The organism is Flavobacterium akiainvivens (assembly GCF_001278115.1).
In the GTDB taxonomy this organism is placed as follows: domain Bacteria; phylum Bacteroidota; class Bacteroidia; order Flavobacteriales; family Flavobacteriaceae; genus Flavobacterium; species Flavobacterium akiainvivens.
This window is the reverse complement of record NZ_LIYD01000005.1, coordinates 2,772,227-2,792,005: the sequence shown is the minus strand read 5'-3', so window position 1 is coordinate 2,792,005 and position 19,779 is coordinate 2,772,227. Positions and strand designations below refer to the sequence as shown.

Annotated in this window: 7 protein-coding genes, 1 tRNA gene and 2 pseudogenes; 7 read left to right on the top strand and 3 right to left on the bottom strand. The window is 45.6% G+C overall.

The window, feature by feature from the left end:
• Positions 1–46 precede the first annotated feature (46 nt).
• From AM279_RS12570 to AM279_RS12560, 4 genes and pseudogenes are all read left to right on the top strand, one after another.
• Entirely contained in the window at positions 47–6,658 is a 6,612-nt protein-coding gene (locus AM279_RS12570) for a fibronectin type III domain-containing protein (protein ID WP_054408382.1), read from the top strand.
• 82 nt (positions 6,659–6,740) lie between these two features.
• Positions 6,741–7,439: pseudogene (locus AM279_RS12565) on the top strand (PorP/SprF family type IX secretion system membrane protein); the annotation flags it as partial.
• Between the two features lies 1 nt (position 7,440).
• A pseudogene (locus AM279_RS20880) lies at positions 7,441–7,704 on the top strand (type IX secretion system membrane protein PorP/SprF); the annotation flags it as partial.
• 26 nt (positions 7,705–7,730) lie between these two features.
• Complete coding sequence (locus tag AM279_RS12560; protein WP_054408381.1) at positions 7,731–9,602, top strand: OmpA family protein; 1,872 nt, start codon at positions 7,731–7,733, stop codon at positions 9,600–9,602.
• A gap of 270 nt (positions 9,603–9,872) precedes the next feature.
• On the opposite strand, the gene AM279_RS12555 is transcribed toward AM279_RS12560, so the two are convergent.
• Positions 9,873–10,325: a 6-pyruvoyl trahydropterin synthase family protein gene (locus tag AM279_RS12555; protein ID WP_054408380.1), complete on the bottom strand. Its 453-nt coding sequence runs from the start codon at positions 10,323–10,325 to the stop codon at positions 9,873–9,875.
• Between the two features lie 100 nt (positions 10,326–10,425).
• On the opposite strand from AM279_RS12555, the gene AM279_RS12550 reads away from it, so the two are divergent.
• A complete protein-coding gene (locus AM279_RS12550) occupies positions 10,426–11,055 on the top strand; it encodes a 2OG-Fe(II) oxygenase (protein ID WP_054408379.1) in 630 nt (209 codons plus the stop codon).
• Here AM279_RS12550 and AM279_RS12545 read toward each other — a convergent pair.
• Positions 11,048–11,803 carry an enoyl-CoA hydratase/isomerase family protein gene (locus AM279_RS12545; RefSeq protein WP_054408378.1) on the bottom strand — a complete coding sequence of 252 codons (756 nt, stop codon included), beginning with the start codon at positions 11,801–11,803 and terminating at the stop codon, positions 11,048–11,050. The two genes, AM279_RS12550 and AM279_RS12545, sit on opposite strands and share 8 nt — an antisense overlap.
• A 120-nt stretch (positions 11,804–11,923) precedes the next feature.
• Between AM279_RS12545 and AM279_RS12540 the strand changes: the two genes are divergently transcribed.
• Positions 11,924–11,997, top strand: a tRNA-Ala gene (locus AM279_RS12540).
• Between the two features lie 32 nt (positions 11,998–12,029).
• Here the strand turns inward: AM279_RS12540 and AM279_RS12535 are convergent.
• On the bottom strand, positions 12,030–16,031 hold the full coding sequence (locus AM279_RS12535) for a hybrid sensor histidine kinase/response regulator transcription factor (protein ID WP_082344226.1): 4,002 nt from the start codon (positions 16,029–16,031) through the stop codon (positions 12,030–12,032).
• Positions 16,032–16,671: 640 nt separating this feature from the next.
• On the opposite strand from AM279_RS12535, the gene AM279_RS12530 reads away from it, so the two are divergent.
• Complete coding sequence (locus AM279_RS12530) at positions 16,672–19,776, top strand: SusC/RagA family TonB-linked outer membrane protein (RefSeq protein WP_054408377.1); 3,105 nt, start codon at positions 16,672–16,674, stop codon at positions 19,774–19,776.
• Positions 19,777–19,779 lie beyond the last annotated feature (3 nt).

Here is a 19,779-nt window from a genome sequence, read left to right as displayed (position 1 = left end):
TTTTTTCCTTATTTTCGAAATCTTATAAACTACTAAATATAAATCTATGAAAAAAATTACGTTATTGCTTTTCATGGCCTTAATTTCCTTCTGCGGGTATGCACAGTATCCGGAGGGGTTTGAGGGTACCTGGACGGCTGCGGGCACCGGTTTGGGGTCCTACGCTGCGGGTCCTGCAAACTGGGCCATTGTAAACGAGACCGGTCCAATTAACACTTGGATTCAGGGTAATGGCAGTTCGCAGCAACCCGCTTATGAGGGTACTAAGTCGGCCTACCTGAACAGTGAAAACGTTACCAACGGTACGTTTGCCACTGACTGGCTTATTACACCTGCAACACTTGTGCCAACTAACGGCCAGCTGCGTTTTTGGTCGCACCTGTTTGTAAACGGAGATTCAGGAAACACATACAAAATTCTTGTTTCTACTACTACAGGTACTTTTGCAGACCAGACTAACATAGCCAACTTTACCCAGGAGGCTGCTAACTGGACAGAGCTGCAAATTAACCCTTCTCAGCAGGAGTGGACAGAAAAAATTGTTTCGCTAAACGCATGGGCAGGCCAGACTATTTACATTGCCTTTGTTATGGGTACCGATGCCGGAGACCGCTGGGCGATTGACAATGTAAATGTGGTGTCTCAGTGTTTAGACCCTACAAACCTTACGGCGTCTGCCTTTGGCCTTACTACGGCTACACTTAGCTGGACTAACCCCAGTGGTACAAACGCTGATTCTTTTGACCTGCAGGTAATGCCTGTGGCTACACCTGCTAATGGTGTGCCTACACATACTTCTACAGGTGTTAACTTTCCTATAACCGATCTTGTAGAAAATACTGATTACAAGTATTATGTAAGGGCAAACTGTGGAGACGGAAACTACAGTAACTGGGTAGGGCCGTTTAACTTTAGTACGGTTGCGCTGGGCGATAGCTGTAGCGCGCCTATAGAGATAGAAACGCTTCCTTACTCTGATACAGATAATACATCTAACTATGCCGATACTAATTATGAAGGTAGCCCGGGTGCTACCGGTTGTGGTGTAAACTGGGGTTATCTTGACGGAAACAACGTTATTTATGCTTATGAGGCTGCTGTAACCGGTGTAATAAGCATAGAGGCAAGCAACCTTAACGGCAACTATGCCGGTATGTTTGTTTATGACAGCTGTGCTGATATAGGTGTTGAGTGTATTGCGGGCGATTACAACAACTTTGAAATGACGCCGCTTACAGTGCCTTCATTATCGGTTACTGCCGGTACTACCTATTATATAATGATATCTACTTCGGGCTGGCCTGCAACTGTGGGCTACACCCTTACGGTACAGCAGGTATTTTGTGCACCTCCTGTAGGGTTGCCTACTACAAGTATTGGCATGACTTCGGCTAACCTTAGCTGGACAAACCCAAGCGGTGCTACTTCATGGGAGGTAGTGGTTCAGGAAGCTATAGAAGGTATTCCTTCGGGCGCCGGTGAAACCGTTACTACTAACACAAACTGGACTGCAGACGGCCTTGAGCCTTCTACAGCTTATGAATATTATGTAAGGGCAGATTGTGGCGATGGTAACTTTAGTGCATGGGCGGGCCCTTATCCGTTTAACACCATGATATGTGAAGTTGCAGACCAGTGTACCTATACACTTGTACTTACAGACTCGTGGGGAGATGGCTGGAACGGCAACACCATGACGCTTTCTCAAAACGGTATTACACTTGCAACAGTAGGCTCTACCTTTACAACAGGTGTAGGCCCTATATCTATACCGGTGCAGGTGTGTAATGATACCCCTATACAACTATACTGGAACTCTGGCGGTAGCTTTGCTAACGAGGTAGGAGTAAGCATCCAGAACGGCTTTGGCCAAACGTTTTATACTAAGCCTGCGGGCACGGGTGTTCAAAACAGTGTGCTGTATACCGGTACTGTAGATTGTGATAATATACTTTGCCTTGCGCCAACAGAGCTTGAGGTAACAAACACTACAACAACATCGGCTGAAATAGGCTGGGCAGGCCCTGCTACAGGCAACTGGAACTACTATATAACAGAAGCCGGCGGTGATGCCCCGGAAGATGGAGACGGTATTAACACCACTTCTAACCCAACTCTTGTAGAAGAGCTTGACATTGCTACAAACTATGTATTCTATGTACAGCTGGTTTGTGAAGACGGCCTTAGCGAATGGGCAGGCCCGTTTGCTTTCAGCACACAAGTGTGTGAGGAGGAGGATAAGTGTGATTATACCTTTATACTGTACAGTGACTGGTGGGGTGGCTGGTATGGCTCACGCATGACAATTTCTCAAAACGGTACTAACGTGGCTGTAATTGGTGCTACGTTTACAAGTGGCCAAACGCAAACTATTACTGTTCCGCTATGTACCGAAACACCGTTTGAAGTAACCTGGACTACAGGAGGTACTGCCCCTACGCAGGTGGGTCTTACTATAATAAACGGTTTTGACCAGACATTGCTTGAAATGCTTCCCGGTGAAGAAACAGTGGGTACAGAGATCTTCTCATCTATGGCAGATTGTGATACCCCTGCGTGTCTTGCGCCGGAAGACCTTGTTGCCGGAGACTATACTACAACTACAGCAACTATAAGCTGGGCAGGCCCGGCTGAAGGTAACTGGGAATATTTTGTGGTTGAGGCAGGAAGCCCTGCTCCGGGTCCGGATGCAGAACCTACCGGTACTACCACAACAAACCCTGTAACTGTAGATGGCCTTGACGCTGCTACTAACTATGAGTTTTATGTAAGGCTTATTTGTGAAGAAGGCTCAAGTACTGTATCTGACATGCTGCCTATACACACAGCAGTGTGTGAGGCCGAAGACCAGTGTAACTATGTATTTGTACTTGACGACCTTTATGGAGGCGGCTGGTATGATGGTATAATGACGGTTTACCAGGCTGGTGTGCCAATTGCGGTACTTGGCCCGCAACTACCGGCAGATTATACTACTACTACAGTTGAGGTGGAAGTGCCTATGTGTCCTGGCGAAGAGTTTGAACTTGTGTGGAACTTTGAAGGATGGTCTACCGTTTACCAGGGAGTTACAATACTTACCCCATATGCTGAAGATATATATGTTAAACCTCCGGGAACAGGTACACCGGGTACTACACTATTTACCGCTATAGGCGATTGTACACCACCACCATGCCCTAAACCGCAGCAACTTGCTATTAGCGATATAGAGCTTGAACAGGCTACATTTAGCTTTAACGAAATGGGCGAGGCTACACAGTGGGAAGTTGTTGTGCTTCCGTTTGGTTCTCCGGCTCCGGAGCCTACTGATGCCATAGACCCTGCAAATACATTTACCGGTACAGGTACAGAAATTGAAACTATTCTTGATAACCTTACCTCTGGTACTACGTACAGCATTTATGTAAGGGCTATATGTGGCGGCGAAGACGGCAACAGCAACTGGAGCGGCCCTGTAACCTTTACAACAGCAATTATTAATGATGATTGCGATGGCGCTATTGAAGTTCCTGTTAATACAGGTGCAACTTGTTTAGACTTTGTTACAGGTACTATTAGCGGTGCTACATCATCGGGCATTGCATCTGATTGTACATGGGAGGCTCCGGACTTTGATGTTTGGTATACTTTTGAGGCTACAGGCGAAAGCCATGGTATAACACTAAGCAACCAGATAGGTTCTTACTATAGCTTTGCTATATACCAGGGTGGCTGCGAAGGCCTTGAAGAAGTGTACTGTAATTATTCTGCCAGTGCAGTTGCAGATGGCCTAACGCCTGGTGAAACCTATTATGTACAGGTATATGCCACATACATAAACAGTAACCCTACCAGCTTTAACCTGTGTATAACCACACCGGAACCACCTATTTATGTTTCTGAAACTGATTATACAGTGCCGGAGCTTGTAACAGATGTATTCCTTGGATCAGATTGTGCTTACGTAGATAACGTTACGTGGGTAACCGGTACAGCCGTTGGCAAAAACGGTATTGGCTACTGGGAGTCTAACGAATCAAGCTTCTACTTTACAGAGCCTACTGGCGAAATATATGACTATGGTATTGTGCTTGTAAGCGGCGATGCCGAGACAGATGTTCCGGGTCCTAACGACACTACATTTGGTGGCGGATGGGAAAACCCAACCGAAGAAGCGGCACTTGAAGCAATTCTTAACACATATCCTGAGTTCTCTGGCGGTAATGCTGCTAATACACACGGTTCTACATCGGTTAAGTTTAACTTCTCTCCGGTGGTAGATATCCCTGAAGGCACTACATTGTTTAAGTTCCTTTTTGCATCTGAAGAATATGGCAACTCAAGCTTTGAATGTACATTCTCAGACGTGTTTGCCTTTATACTTACTGACCTTGAAACCAATCAGCACTGGAACCTTGCGGTACTGCCTAACGGACAGCTTATACTGGTAACTAACATTCACCCTGACGGTGGCGTGTGTGGCGCGGCTAACGAGCAGTACTTTGGTACTTACAACGGCCTGCTTTCGCCAATAAACCTTAACGGCCAAACCAAAAAAATGGATGCTATAATACCGGAAGGCCTTACACTTGTTGCAGGCCACGACTACAGCATGCAAATGATTGTGGCTAACGAGGGCGACGACGCTTACTCATCGGCAGTATTCCTGCTTGGTGGTAGTTTTGACCTTGGTAACATTAACCTGGGCCCGGACATGATTGTTGATGAAAATACAGCAGCATGTTCTCAGGAAGAAGTAACCATTAATACTAACCTTGACGATGAAATGTATAACTTTGAATGGTCTCACAACGGAGAGGTTATACCTGGTGAAACAGGCCCAAGCCTTGTAGTTACAGAAACAGGTGTATATAGTGTTAATGCTACTGCCGAAGGACTTGAGTGTGTGCGCCAGGGCTCGATACTTGTAGAATTCTACCCGGATGTAGAAGATGTAACAGGAGACCCTACAAACCTGAACGAGTGTGATGGCGACGGATTTGCAGAATTTGACCTTACTGCTAATACAGATGCTATTATAGCCGGAACAACCACTACACAGTATGACTATGATATTGAGTACTACCTTACACAGGCTGATGCCGAGGCCGGTACTGCAACACCACTGCCTACTACGTTTACAAACACAGTGCAGTTCCTGCAAACACTTTATGTGCGCATTGAAAACGTACAAACAGGATGTTTTGCTGTTAAACAATTCAACCTTGTAGTTGAAGACAATACACCGGAGTTTACCATTACACCTGATTTCTCTCTGTGTGAGGGTACAAGCGGTACTATTACCGTGGTTCCGGGTAACTTTGATGTAGCTGATGTAACCATTAGCTGGACTAAAGACGGTGCTGCTTTTGCAGGCACAGGTACTACCATAACAGTAACCCAAGCCGGTACTTATGAAGTAACCATAAACAACGAAGGCTGTATAGGCACTGATACTGTAACTGTAGTAGTTACCCCTACACCTGAAGCACAGGAACTTGACGATGTAACAGTTTGTGATGCCTATGTGCTTCCTGAGCTTACGGCAGGTAACCAGTACTTTACTGAAACTAACGGTGGCGGTGTTGAACTGTTTGCCGGTGAAACTGTAGCAGACAGCAGCACAATTTACATACTTGCGAGCAGCACTACTACACCGGTATGTACAAGCGAAAGCTCGTTTGTGGTAACCATTGTGGCAAGCCCTGTTATTGTTGAGGCAGAAGTTGCAGCTATTGCAGCCTGCGACAGCTACACGCTTCCTGAACTTACTGTGGGTGAATACTATACCGAAGCCGATGGCGCAGGTAGTGTAATACCGGCAGGTACTGTAATAGATGCTACACAAACTGTTTATGTATTTGCCTCAAGCGGCGATATACCATGTACAGATTCGGCCAGCTTTACTGTAACCGTTACAACTACTCCAGTCGTGGCAGAGCCTGCAGATGTTGCTGTATGTGATATTTATACACTTCCTGCACTACCGGCCGGAAACGCTTACTACACAGGCCCTGGAGCAACAGGCCAGGCCCTTGCGGCAGGCGCCCAGCTAATAGACAGCCAAACGGTTTATGTATATGCTGTGGCAGCAGGAAATGCTGACTGTTCTTCTGAAAGCAGCTTTGAAGTGGTAATAATCCCTACTCCTGAAATTGTAATAACATCAGGCTGTAATGATGACAACTACTACGAACTTGGTGTGGCATTCCCTGATGATGTTTATAATGCTGATATGGTAACATTCAGCTGGACAAATGCAGCAGGCGCAGTAGTAGGTACAGGTGCAAACCTAATCCTTAGCAGCGTTAACGGACAGCCTGCCCTTGGAGAAGGACAGTATACCGTTACAGTTACACCGCTTGGCGAAACAGCCTGCCCAATTGAAGCTGATATAGACATAGTTTCTATTATGTGTGAGCTTCCTAAAGGTATATCACCTAACGGAGACGGTAAAAATGACTCGTTTGACCTTACAGCGCTTGATGTTGTTAAACTGAGGATATTTAACCGTTACGGTACCGAAGTATTTGGCTACAATGGCAACTATACCGATGAGTTTGCAGGTATTGCAAGCAACGGCGAAAAACTGCCTACAGGAACCTACTTCTACATGGTACAGCGCTCTAACGGCGAAAATATTACCGGTTGGGTTTATGTAAACTGGGAAGAATAATAAATAACTGATAGCTTCCCCTGCCGTTTTGCGCGGGGGAAGTTTATCTTTTTTTGCACATTAATTTAAGAAAAACACACACATGAAGAAACTATACCTGTCCGCATTCATTGCGTTGGTAGGTTTTGTTGATGCCTTTGCACAGCAGGACCCGCACTATACGCAGTATATGTATAACATGAACGTAATAAACCCGGCTTACGCGGGCTCGAAGGAGAACTTATCATTCGGGTTACTATACCGCAAGCAGTGGGTAGACATTGAAGACTCACCAAGCACAGGCACGTTTTCGGGCCACAGCCCTGTAGGCAAAAACGTAGGGCTTGGGCTATCGGCCATTGTAGATGAGATAGGCCCTGTAAAAGAAACCAACGTATATGCCGACTTTAGCTATACCCTTAAACTGGGTGGCCAGCACAGGCTTGCCCTGGGTATTAAAGCGGGTGTAACGTTCCACGATGTGGGCTTGTTCAGCGAAGTGTACAACAACGTACCGGACCCGGGAGACCCTGCATTTGCCGAGAACGTAAACAACACCTACTTTAACGTGGGTACCGGTGCATTTTACTACACCGATAACTACTACCTGGCGTTTTCAGTACCCAATATGCTAAAGAGCAAGCACCTTAACTACACGGGTGTAGACTTTGGTTCAGAGGTTTCGCACTACTTTTTAACGGGTGGTTATGTATTCCAGATTAACGACAACTTTAAGCTGAAGCCTTCATTTATGGTTAAGTCAGCCTTTGGCATCGACCCATCGATAGACGGCTCTTTGAACNTCAGCCTTTGGTATCGACCCATCGATAGACGGCTCTTTGAACGCGTTGTTCTTTGACCGCTTTGAGATAGGCGCTACCTACAGGTTAGACGACTCTTTTGGCGGTATGGTAAACTTTGCCATTACGCCTAATTTGAGGATAGGCTATGCGTATGACCACATTGTGAGCGACCTTAACGTTACCACACCGGCATCGCACGAAATCATGCTGTTGTTTGATTTGAACTTCCCGAAAAAAGTATCACGTTCACCACGTTATTTCTAACCTAAAGCGAGACAAAAAGAAGACACATGAAAAATTTATATATTACCCTTGGCTTTATGTTTGCTACCGTGGCAGTAACGGCGCAGACCGAGCAGACCAAAGATGCCGATAAGCATTTTGCCCGTATGGAATATGTAGATGCGGCGGCCGATTACCTAAAGGTAAGCAAGAAAGACGATTACGTAAAGAAGCAGCTTGCCGAATGCTACTACATCACTTTTAATGCAAAAGAAGCGGTAAAATGGTATGCCGACCTTACCAAGACGCAGCAGGATGCGGAAACGTATTTTAAATATGCCCAGATGCTAAAGGCGCTGGAGCGTTATGACGAGGCCAACGCGCAGATGAAGAAATTTGCCGGCCTTGCACCAAACGACCAGAGGGCCAAGGAATTCCTTGCCGACCCTAACTACCTTCCTGCACTACGCAACCAGGCCAAGATGTTTGACGAGAAGCTGCTTGACATAAACGATGCCAAGTACAGCTCATTCGGCGGCCTTTTAACAGCAGATAACACGTTTTACTTTACCAGCGCGCGCAACACCGCCCGCAGGACGTATGGTGCAAACGAGCAGCCTTTTCTTGATATTTATACGGCTACGTATAATGCCAACGCTACCTTTAGCGAGCCGGTTCCGCTAAGCGACCTGAACTCAAAATGGCACGAAGGCACGGTTGCCGTAACCGAAGACGGCAACACCATGTATTTTGCTGCAGAGAGCTTTAAAGAGAGCAAGCAGTTTGAGCGCGATAAGGACAACAACCTTAAAGTAGGCCAGATTTACCTGTACAAAGCCACCAAACAAAGCGGCAAGTGGGTAGAGGCCGGTGCACTACCGTTTAACGATAAGGCGTGGAGCACCAATGCCCCTGCGCTGAGCAAAGACGGCAAGTGGCTGTACTTCTCATCAGACAGGACCGGCACCACAGGGGGCATGGACATCTGGAAAGTAGAGATAAAAGGCGGCAACAACTACGGCACGCCTGTAAACCTTGGCCCTAAGGTAAACACCCCGGGCAGGGAAGACTACCCGTATATTGATGCCGATGGCAGGTTATTCTTCTCATCAGACAGCCACAAAGGCTTTGGTGGGCTTGATATCTTCTACATCGAAGAATCAAAAGGTACTGCTGCACGCAACGTAGGCCAGCCTGTAAACTCAGGCAAGGACGATTTTGCCTTTAGCTTCAACAAAGACAAGAACATAGGTTTCTTTGCCAGTAACAGGGGCGAAGGCAATATAGACAAGCTGTACAGCGCTACGCCTGTATGTGGTGTAGAAGCCATAGTACTTGTAAAAGACGCCGAGACCGGGCAGATTATAGCCGGGGCACAGGTTGCAATACTTGACGAGAAAAACAACGTAATAGAGCGCCGCACAGCAGGGGCTGACGGTAAGGTAACCTACAATGTAGACTGCGACAGGGCCTACACCATCCAGGCAAGCGCACCGGAGTACGAAAGCAACACGTTCCCGGTAGCCAAGACCAAGGGCGGTGTGGTTAACGTAGCGGCTAACCTGAAGCCAATCAAGAAGATTGTTGTAGACACCCTTGTAGTACTTAACGAAATCTACTTTGAGTATGACAAGAGCAACATCACCAAGGAGGCAGCCTTTGAACTTGACAAGCTGGTAGAGGTACTTAAGAAGTACCCGAACATGGTTATCATGGTTAAATCGCACACAGACAGCCGTGGCAGCGACAAATACAACATGAGGTTATCAGACCGCAGGGCTAAGTCTACGGTTCAGTATGTAATCTCAAAAGGTATCGACAAGAAGCGCATCAGTGGCCAGGGGTATGGCGAGAGCCAGCCTAAGGTTAAGTGTACTGAGTGTACTGATGAGCAGCACGCACAAAACCGCCGCTCAGAGTTCATCATCGTGAAGCAGTAAGCAGGGCGAAATGGACATGCCTTAACAAAAGGAAACAAACCAACATGCAATACCCGAAATCCCCACCCCTAAAAGGTGGGGATTTCTTTTTTGGTCGAAAGTCAAAAGAAAGAAAGTCGAAAGGGGAGGGCAAAAAATGCTGACTGGATTTTATGTTCCCTTTTTTTTACTTTATGACTTTCGGCCTTCGGCTTTAAGACTGAATGTTGAACTCCAAAAGTGAAATATTAAGTATTTTTCTAAATCGTTATGTAAGAAAAAGCTGTGTTTTTATTGGTTGTCGCTAAGGTACCATTCGGCATAAGAAGTCTCGGTTTCCTGTAGCCTTAGTGAGTGCAGTTTTATGTTTTCGGGCAGGCGGCTACTGATTTTAGCGGCGAAATCAATCACCATATTTTCGCTTGTAGGCTGATAATCAACCAGTATAACGTGGTGCCCGCGGTTTTTAAGTTCGGCGGCTAGTTCTACGTGCGGGGTGTTTTGGTTAAACACGGTTGCGTGGTCAAAAATATCTACAACTTCCTCTTTTACAATGTGTTTCAGGTCGCCAAAGTCTATTACCATGCCGTATTTTACGTTGTTTTTGTCGGCTATAGGCTCTCCAATTACCGTAACCGACAGCTTGTAGCTGTGGCCGTGCACGTTTTTGCACTTGCCGTCATAGCCGTAAAGGGCGTGGCCGGTTTCGAATGTAAACTGCTTGGTAATCCTTATTTTACTCATGATTCACGTGATTAGAGCTGCAAAATTACTAAATAATACCATGTGATTAACGTATTGGTTTAAAGCCTATATTTGGTGCGGTTTTTAACACTGCCACAAAATGGATGATTTTCAGCTGAATCCGCTGTATGAGAGGATTATAGATGGGCTAATGCAGCAGCACTACAGCGTTGCCGACGGCTTTTTTTCGCAACAGGAAATAGACGGCCTGCGCCAGAGCCTGCTGCAAAAGTATGAGGCAGAGGAATTTAAAAAGTCGGCAATTGGCAACCAGGCTAATGAGCAGGTTGTAGGTGCTGTTAGGGGTGATTTTATCCTTTGGCTTGATGAAAATGATTCAGAACCTACTGAAAATGTGTTTTTTACAAAAATACGCGATTTTGTACAGTACCTTAACCGCACCTGTTATATGGGCATACAAAGACAGGAGTTTCACTATGCGTTATACCCCGAGGGTACTTTTTACAAGCGCCATCTTGATACCTTCCAAAACGATAGCAGCCGTAAAATATCTATAGTGTGCTACCTTAATGACGAAGACTGGCAGCCTGAGTTTGGCGGTGAGCTGACTATTTACACTGATGAAAACGGCTCAGAAAAGGCAATAGATATCTATCCACTTGCCGGGAGGGTAGTGGTTTTTGAGAGCCAGTTGCTTGAGCATGAGGTTAAACCGGTTAAGCAGCCGCGCCTTAGTATTACGGGTTGGCTAAAAACGGGTGCTATTTAAACTGCTGCAAAGCCTCTTTTGTAAAGTCTGAAAGTACCAGCCCGCCGGATATTTTGGCGCGGTCGGCCAGCAGGGTATCCCAGTTTTCGGTGCCTTCCCACAGTACTTTTTTCATGGCGCTAAGGGCTTCAGGATTGTAGGAAGCCAGCTTGGTAGTAAACGTTTCAAGGGCAGTGTCAAGTTCTGATAATGTGCTGAAGGTGTTGGCATACAGGCCTTTGTTTTGCGCCCATTGCGCATCTTTCCATTGGTCTGCACCCAAGGTAAGTTCCGCCAAGGCGGCTTTGCCCATCTTACGTTCAACGGCTGGCGCTATAACAAATGGGCCAATGCCTATGGTAAATTCAGATAGTTTTATGGCAGCGGCATCGGTAGCAAAGCAGTAATCGCAGGCGGCGGCAAGGCCCACGCCCCCGCCAACAGCCTTGCCCTGAATGCGCCCTACAATAAGCTTGGGGCAGGTGCGCATGGCATTGATAACATTAGCAAAGCCCGAGAAAAACTCTGTTCCGGCTTCAAAGGTATTGATTTTCAGTAGTTCATCAAACGATGCGCCGGCGCAAAAAGCCTTTTCGCCCTCGCTTTGCAGGATGATTATGCTAACATCAGGGTTGTTTCCCAACAGGGTAAAAGCCTCAGTAAGTGCTTTTAACTGTGCCGATGGGAAAGAGTTTCCGGCAGGATGGCCGAAGGTTATGGTTGCAATATTTGCTGAAACAGTGGTGTTTATGGTTCCTGTAGTGCTCATTTTAAGTGGTTTGGCACTGTAAAGTTATATTATTTACTAAAGTATTTGCGTGCTTTACTAAACTTTTAAGCAAAGGGCTTGCATATTGTTTATTTTGCTATATCTTTGCAATCGCAAAATGGGGGATTAGCTCAGCTGGCTAGAGCGCTTGCATGGCATGCAAGAGGTCATCGGTTCGACTCCGATATTCTCCACAAAAAAGCCGGACTAAACAGTCCGGCTTTTTTTATTTCTTGGTTTTCAGGCTTCTAAGATAGTCTGATGGCGATATGCCAAACTCATTCTTAAAGTTGAGCGTGAAACGCTTAGGCGAATTATATCCCACCCTGTAGGCAATTTCGGCAATTTGCAGCTGGCTCTTTTCAAGCAGTTCCTTAGAACGTTTAAGCTTTATGGTGCGGATAAACTCAGACGGGCTCTTACCCGTAATAAACATAAGTTTTTTGTACAGGTGGCTGCGGCTAAGGCCCACGGCTGCACCCAGTTCTTCTACGCTAAAGTCAGGGTTACTCATCTGGTCTTCAACGGCTTTAATGGCTTTGTCGATAAGGTGCTCGTCTAACGACGTTATGGTAATTTCTGCCGGAGATACTTCTACCTTCTGGCTAAATGCACTATGGCTGCGCTGTGTCCACTCAAGGAATTTTTGTATGCGAAGCCTGAGCAGGTTAAAGTTAAACGGCTTGGTAAGATAATCATCGGCACCTATTTCAAGGCCTTCAATCTTGTATTCTTCTGCCGTACGGGCCGTTAAAAGCAATACGGGTATATGAGACCACTCTATGTTGGTTTTAATGCGCCTGCACAGCTCTATGCCGTCCATTTCGGGCATCATAACATCGCTTATAACCAGGTTTATGTCGTTTTCCTGTAGTTTTTCGAGCGCTTCAAAACCATTGTGAGCCGTAAGTACAGTGTAGTAACTGCTAAGGCTATCGGCAATGAGTTCGCAAAAATCAATGTTGTCGTCTACCATGAGCAGTACAGGAAGGGTGGCTGTTTCTTCGGTATCTGCAAAGTCTTCAATATCTTCTGCCTCATCCTCTTCATCGGGAATGTTATATATAACCTCGGCCGGGGTTTCAATTATTGGCAGCCTTACGCTAAAAATACTGCCCTGTGGCGCGTTATCGGTTATGTCTACGGTTCCGCCATGCATCAGCACATATTCGTTTACTATATGAAGTCCTATGCCGCTGCCTGTGTTTTCTTTTTTTTGTGATGCCTGGTAAAACAGCTGGAAGATGTTCTTCTTGTCTTCATCTTTAATGCCGGTGCCGGTGTCTGATACACGTACACACACGGTAGACTCCTCTTTCGTGACCGAAACTGTTATGCTGCCCTCATTTGGCGTGTACTTAAAGGCATTGGAAAGCAGGTTGTACAGCACTTTTTCCATCTTTACCGGGTCAAACTGCATGGGTAGTATGTCAACGGTGCTGTTATAGAAGTAGTTAATATTCCGGTCTGCCGCATAGCCGTTAAAGGAGGCGCATTTGTCTTTTACAAACTTTACAAAATCAGCAGGTGAGGGGTGGAGTTCTTCGGCACCCAAATCAAGTTTACGGAAATCAAGCAGCGAGTTGATAAGCGCCATGAGCTGGTCGGCATTTTTGTTGATAATGTTCAGCTTGTGGCGCAGCCCCTCGCTTATATCGCCACTCAGTATGTTTTGTAATGGTATGGTTATCAGCGTGAGCGGTGTCCGCAAGTCATGGCTTATGTTGGTAAAGAACTTCAGCTTCATGTCGTTAAGGCTCTTTTCCTTGTCCAGTTGCAGTTGCAGGGTTTGCCGTTCCAGTTTTTTAAGGTGATGGTTCCGGGTGCGTACAAAAAACACAACCGGTATGGCCAGGGCTATAAGTATATACAGGCAAATGGCCAGTATAGAAAGGTAAAAAGGCGGCTTTACAGTAATGTGCAGCACACTGGGTTGGTTGTTCCATACGCCATCGCTGTTGCTGGCTTTTACTAAAAGGGTATAGCTGCCCGGTGCGAGCGACGAAAACATAACGCTGTTGTCGTTAACCGTTACCCATTGGTTGTTAAAACCTTCCAGCTTGTAGGCATACCTAACCTTATCGGCATTAACCAGGTCGCCGGTTGTAAAGTATATGCTCAGCAGTTTATCGTTATGCTTAAGGGTTACAGATGAGGCTTCCCAAAGCGGCTTGTCAAGCAGTTTGTGCCCGTTGTAGAGCGAGTCTACCTGTACCCTGGTATTGCCCAGGCTAAGGCCGGTAAACAGCACTTTAGCAAGCGGGTTGTTTTTTTGGGCTACCTTATTGGGGTTAATAACGGTGTACCCCTCAGTGCCGCCCACCAGTATATCGCCATTTTGCAACTTGCAGATGGCGTGGTTGTTAAAATAATTATCGGGCAGGCCGTCTTTAGTGGTAAAGTTGCGGCTGCTTACCTGTATAATGCCCTTGTTGTTACGCTCGGCCGAAAGGACCGACATACCGTTGCTGGTAGTAACCCATATTTGCTTGTGGTTGTCTTCTACAATGCCCCTTATGGCGCTGTCGCTAAGGCCTGAGCCTTTGTCTATGTAGTAGAGCGTGTCATTTTTAACATCCCACAATGTCATGCCTTTAGGATGCCCCAGCCACAGGTTGCCTGAATCGTCTTTGCAAATGTTGCTAACCGTTACCTGCCTAAACTTTTGGCTGCCTTTTTTATTGGCCGTGTGGCGGGTTTGTTTACGGGTGGCTATGTCTACAATATACAGCCCGGTGGTGGTGCCTGCATACAGCTTATCGCCACCGTCATAATACATTTCAACGGTAAACTCAAGCCCTGTTCCGCTTAGGGTAATAGGGTTAAACCCGTTTTTACCGGTTGAATATTGCAAGCCACTGCCCAGTGTGCCTATCCATAGCGTGCCGTAGCGGTCTTCCTTTAGGCTCCAGATGTCGTTAGATACTAATGAACTATTACTCTTGGTGTAGTGTTTAAAAGCGCCGTTTTCATAGCAGTATAATCCATTTAAATATGTGCCTATCCATACACGGCCCAGGCGGTCTTCTTCCAGCGCTACAATGGCAATATTGGGTATGGGCATTTTTATGATGCCACCGTTCAGGATGTTTTTCATATACAACCCGTTGCCGTCAGTACCCAGCCAGGTGTTGCCCTTGCTGTCTTCCATAATAATGCTGATGTCTTTGGCATCGCCGGCATCAACATTCATCATGTTATGGAAACTGTCGTTATAGTATGATATGCCCCTTTTGTTATGCCCCATCCATATAGTACCGGTATTGTCTTTATACAGGCAGGGCACGTTGTTAGCTGCAATAGACGTATTTACATTGCGGCTGTGGGTAATGTTTGTAATAGTGCCATCGTTAGTATTATAAATAAACAGGCCTTTGTGGTCGGTACCTATCCATAGGTTGCCGTTTTCATCATCTATAACATCAAGCACTATGTTGCTTTCTGCATTCAGGGCAGCGTTAAGTGTTACCTTTTTCCAGCCGGCGGCCTCATTTTTATAGTACCATGCTGCATCAGACGAACCGGTGAATAAAAACAGCCCTTTGCGGGAGTCTACAAATACCCGGGTGTCGCGGTTAGGTATTTCACTCTTAATAAACTGTGGCAGGTTTATAATGGTCTGGTTGCCGGTGTGTTTGTTTACCTTTTTAATAAGCCACGGGTTTTGGCACAGGTACAGGTTTTCGCCGTCATCGGCCATTTCTGTAACAGTGGCGTTGCCTACGTTAAATTTCTTATGGCTTTTCTTCCTGAAATTATACACATACAGGCTGTTGCCGTCTAATACCCACAGGTCTTTTAATATATCAACATGAACTTTGTAAGTAGTATCTTTTGGCGTTATGCCCAGTTTTTTGAGCAGTTGTGCCGGGTTGTTTATAAAATTGTCTTTATCGCGGTTGTACACCATGTAGGTTTCGCGCCCCTGGATCCAGATGTTTCCCGAGCCGTCTTCCTGCAGGCCATAAACATCATCATAGGCAATCTGGTGCTTGTTTGCAGGGTTAGTGTTATACACTTTAAACTCATAGCCGTCATAACGGTTCAGGCCGGCTTCTGTACCAATCCACAAGAAGCCCTGGCGGTCTTTCAGTATGCTTTTTACGTAGCTGTTGGAAAGCCCGTTGTCGGTACGTAAATGATGAAAGGTATAGCCCTGCCCATAGCCCGAAAATGATGCGCCACACAGTACAAAAAAGCAGTAAAGAAGTGTTTTGAGTAGTTTCATTATCCAAATTTAGCATTTGTACACCACAAATGAAGGGTAAAAGTACACCCAAAAGCGGCAAAAGCAAGTGCAAAAGCTTTAATTGTTAAATGCATAAAATTAAGCCTTATATATTGCCTATTTGCTAAAATAAGTGCAATTTGTATGAAATTGCTTCACAAAGAAGCCTGTGTTGTATTGTTTTTTATGATGGGTTTTTGGGTAGAATGGTACACAAATGAGTTCTAAAAGGGGCTGTTTTGGGTTATAAATGTATTAAAATAGGTACCCTTATGTGTTTTATGACCATAAGGTATTGCAGGGGACTGCTATTTTACCTTAATTGCGCCTTGTTAAGACGTGATAAACGTTGTTGATTTATGATGTGCCATGCAACTACAATTTTCAGGATGACGGAAAGCCATCTTGCAATAGTATAACGCCGGCTTTTTTGTGCTTCAATTTCGAAAACGTTTTAGTGAAAGTAACTGTAAACAAGCGGGTGCCGTTGTAAAGGCTAATAAAGAGTAGAGCTCACTTTTTAAAAACCACTAACAGCTAATCCCATAACCCAGACCCTAAAACTGTGGCGCAGCCCTTAAATTTTAAATGCCGCCGCAGTAGTAAACAAACACAGAAACATAACCAAACTCTAATCATTATGAAAAGTAAAATTACTATTCCGCCAAAAGTGCTCGCTTTTGGACTCTTTTGCTTTTTTACACTTTTCGCGGTGCCGGCAATGGCACAAAAGGTTACTGTAACAGGTAAGGTAACCGGTACTTCAGACGGCCTTGAGCTGCCCGGGGTAAGCGTAGTTGAAAAAGGCTCTACTAATGGTGTAAGTACAGATATAGACGGTACGTACTCTATAAGCGTTAACGCAGCCGCTACGCTTGAGTTTAGCTACATGGGCTATACTTCAAAAACCGTTGTGGTAGGCGGACAGACTACAATAGACATTGCCCTTACCGAAGAAGCCGAAACCCTTACCGAACTGGTAGTGGTGGGCTACGGTACACAAAAAAGAAAGGTAAGCACTGCCGCTACAACTGTAGTGGGCGGTAAAGACCTGCAACAAACTAACAGTATAGATGCTACCAGCGCCCTACAGGGCCAAACTACCGGTGTTAACATCACACAATCATCTGGCCAGCCGGGTGCAGGTATGGTGGTAAACATTCGTGGTGCAGGTACTGTGGGTAACTCTACACCGCTTTATGTGGTAGACGGTGTTGTGGTAGACAACGGTATTGGCTACCTTGACCCATCTATCATTGAAAGGATGGACGTGCTTAAAGATGCCTCTGCGGCAGCTATTTATGGTGCACGTGCCGCTAATGGTGTAATACTTGTTACTACTAAAAAAGGTGCCGAAGGCAAAATAAACGTATCGTTTAACAGCTACACCGGTTTCCAGGAAAGCTACAAAAGGCTTGACCTGCTAAACGCACAGCAGTATGCTACAATACTTAACGAAGCCCGTGTAAACTCTGGCTTTGCACCACTTTACTCTCAGGAGCAGATAAGCAACATGCCAAATACAGACTGGCAGGATGAGCTGTTTAACGATGGCGCTGTAAAGCAAAACCACTCTTTACTTATAAGCGGTGGTAATGATAAAGCTACTTATAACGCCGGCCTTTCTTACTACGGCCAGGATGGTTTAATAGGCAGCAACACAGGCCAGTCTCAGTATGACAGGGTTACTTTTACAACAAACTCTACCTACAACATTGTAAAAGATGTTGTTAAAGTAGGCGAAAACTTCTCGTTTGCACGTGTAAAAAGCACAGGTATTGCAGACCAGGGTATTTACTCTAACTCGCTAAGGGGCTTCTTTAACTCACCGCCAAACTTCCCGGTGTATAACGAAGACGGCTCTTATGCATCATCTAACATTAGTGCAGATATTACAAACCCTGTGGGCCTTTTGTACTACACTAACTTTAAAGAAACCATTTCTAACCGTTTTGTAGGTAACATTTTTGCAGAGGTAACCCCTGTAAAAGGCCTTACGTTCCGCACATCATTTGGTGTAGATTCTTATACAGATGATTACAGGGCATTTACGCCTGAGTATCAGCTATCATCTGTTTCATACAGCGATGTATCGAGCGTAACACAAAGCGCTAACAACAACTTCTCATGGATTTGGGATAACACGGTGCAGTACCAGGCTTCTTTTGGCAAGCATAATATAGATGTACTTGCCGGTATGAGTGCCCGCGAGCGCATAACACGCTACCAGAGCGCCCTGGGCCGCGACCTTCAGTTTAACGACTTTTGGCATGCCTACCTTGATAACGTGTTAGACCCTACACAAAACCGTGTATCGGGAGACCGTTATGACTATAACATAGCATCATACTTTGGCAGGTTCCTTTATGACTATGATAACAAATACCTGTTTACGGCTACTATCCGCCGCGACGGTTCATCAGAATTCGGTTCAGAGAAATGGGCAGTGTTCCCGTCGTTCTCTGCCGGTTGGAACGTAGACCAGGAAGCTTTCTGGCCTGAAGAAGGTATAGTAGATGCACTTAAAGTGCGCGGTAGCTGGGGACAAAACGGTAACGACCAGTTTAACAGGAGGTTTGCCTATATGTCTACCATTTCTACTTACGATAAAAACTACCACTTTGGTACGGGTAATAATGAGCTTCCGCTTGACCCTGGTGCAAGCCCTGACGCGCTTAACACACCAAACCTTAAATGGGAAACATCTGAACAGCTTGACCTTGGTGTAGATGTAACGCTGCTTAACAGCCTTACCCTTAACTTTGACTACTATAAGAAAACTACTAAAGACTGGCTGGTGCAGGCAAGCGTTCCTTACATTGCAGGTGCACAGGCACCTTACATAAACGGTGGTAATGTAGAAAACACCGGTTTTGAACTTGGCGCTTCATACAACACTACTTTTGGCGATGACTGGAGGCTAACCGTTAATGCTAACATTAGCAAAAACAAAAACAAGGTTACTAAAGTTGCCAACCAAAACGGTATTATTTATGGTGACACCAACCTGCTTTTCCAGGGTATAGACGAAATTAACCGTGTTCAGGAAGGTATGCCTATCGGCTATTTCTACGGCCTGCAAACAGATGGTATTTTCCAGAACCAGGCAGAGATTGATGCTTACAGCGTAGACGGTAACCCTGTACAGCCAAATGCGGTTCCGGGCGATGTTAAGTTTGTAGACCGCAACGGCGATGGTGTTATTACATCTGACGATAAAACAGCCATTGGCGACCCTAACCCTGATTATTCTTACGGTTTAAGCTTTCAGCTAAACTACAAGGCGTTCGACCTTTCTGTATACACTTATGGTGTGGCCGGAAACCAGATTGCTTATGGCGTGCGCGATTATTCAAGGCCGTTTTACAACTATAGCACAGATGTGTTTGACCGCTGGACTACCGAAGGCAGCTCTAACACCCGCCCAAGGGTAACTTATGGTACAGATGCTAACGGTAACTGGACTAAGTTTAGCGATATGTACATTAAAGATGGCGACTTCTTCAGGATTAAAACCATTACACTGGGTTGCGACCTTGCTAAAGTAACCGATATTATAGGCAAAACATTCTCTCAGTTCAGGCTGTATGTATCTGCCAATAACCTTTATACCTTTACTAAATACCCTGGGCTTGACCCCGAAATTGGTTTTGGTAACACAAACCAAAGCTGGGCAAGGGGTATAGATGTAGGCTTCTATCCACAACCAAGGACCTATATGATGGGCCTAAGTGTTAACTTCTAAAAA

Coding starts and splice junctions, on each gene's coding strand:
- AM279_RS12560 (WP_054408381.1), top strand. CDS start 7,731: ATGAAAAATTTATATATTACCCTTGGCTTTATGTTTGCTACCGTGGCA.
- AM279_RS12535 (WP_082344226.1), bottom strand. CDS start 16,031: ATGAAACTACTCAAAACACTTCTTTACTGCTTTTTTGTACTGTGTGGC.
- AM279_RS12530 (WP_054408377.1), top strand. CDS start 16,672: ATGAAAAGTAAAATTACTATTCCGCCAAAAGTGCTCGCTTTTGGACTC.
- AM279_RS12555 (WP_054408380.1), bottom strand. CDS start 10,325: ATGAGTAAAATAAGGATTACCAAGCAGTTTACATTCGAAACCGGCCAC.
- AM279_RS12550 (WP_054408379.1), top strand. CDS start 10,426: ATGGATGATTTTCAGCTGAATCCGCTGTATGAGAGGATTATAGATGGG.
- AM279_RS12545 (WP_054408378.1), bottom strand. CDS start 11,803: ATGAGCACTACAGGAACCATAAACACCACTGTTTCAGCAAATATTGCA.
- AM279_RS12570 (WP_054408382.1), top strand. CDS start 47: ATGAAAAAAATTACGTTATTGCTTTTCATGGCCTTAATTTCCTTCTGC.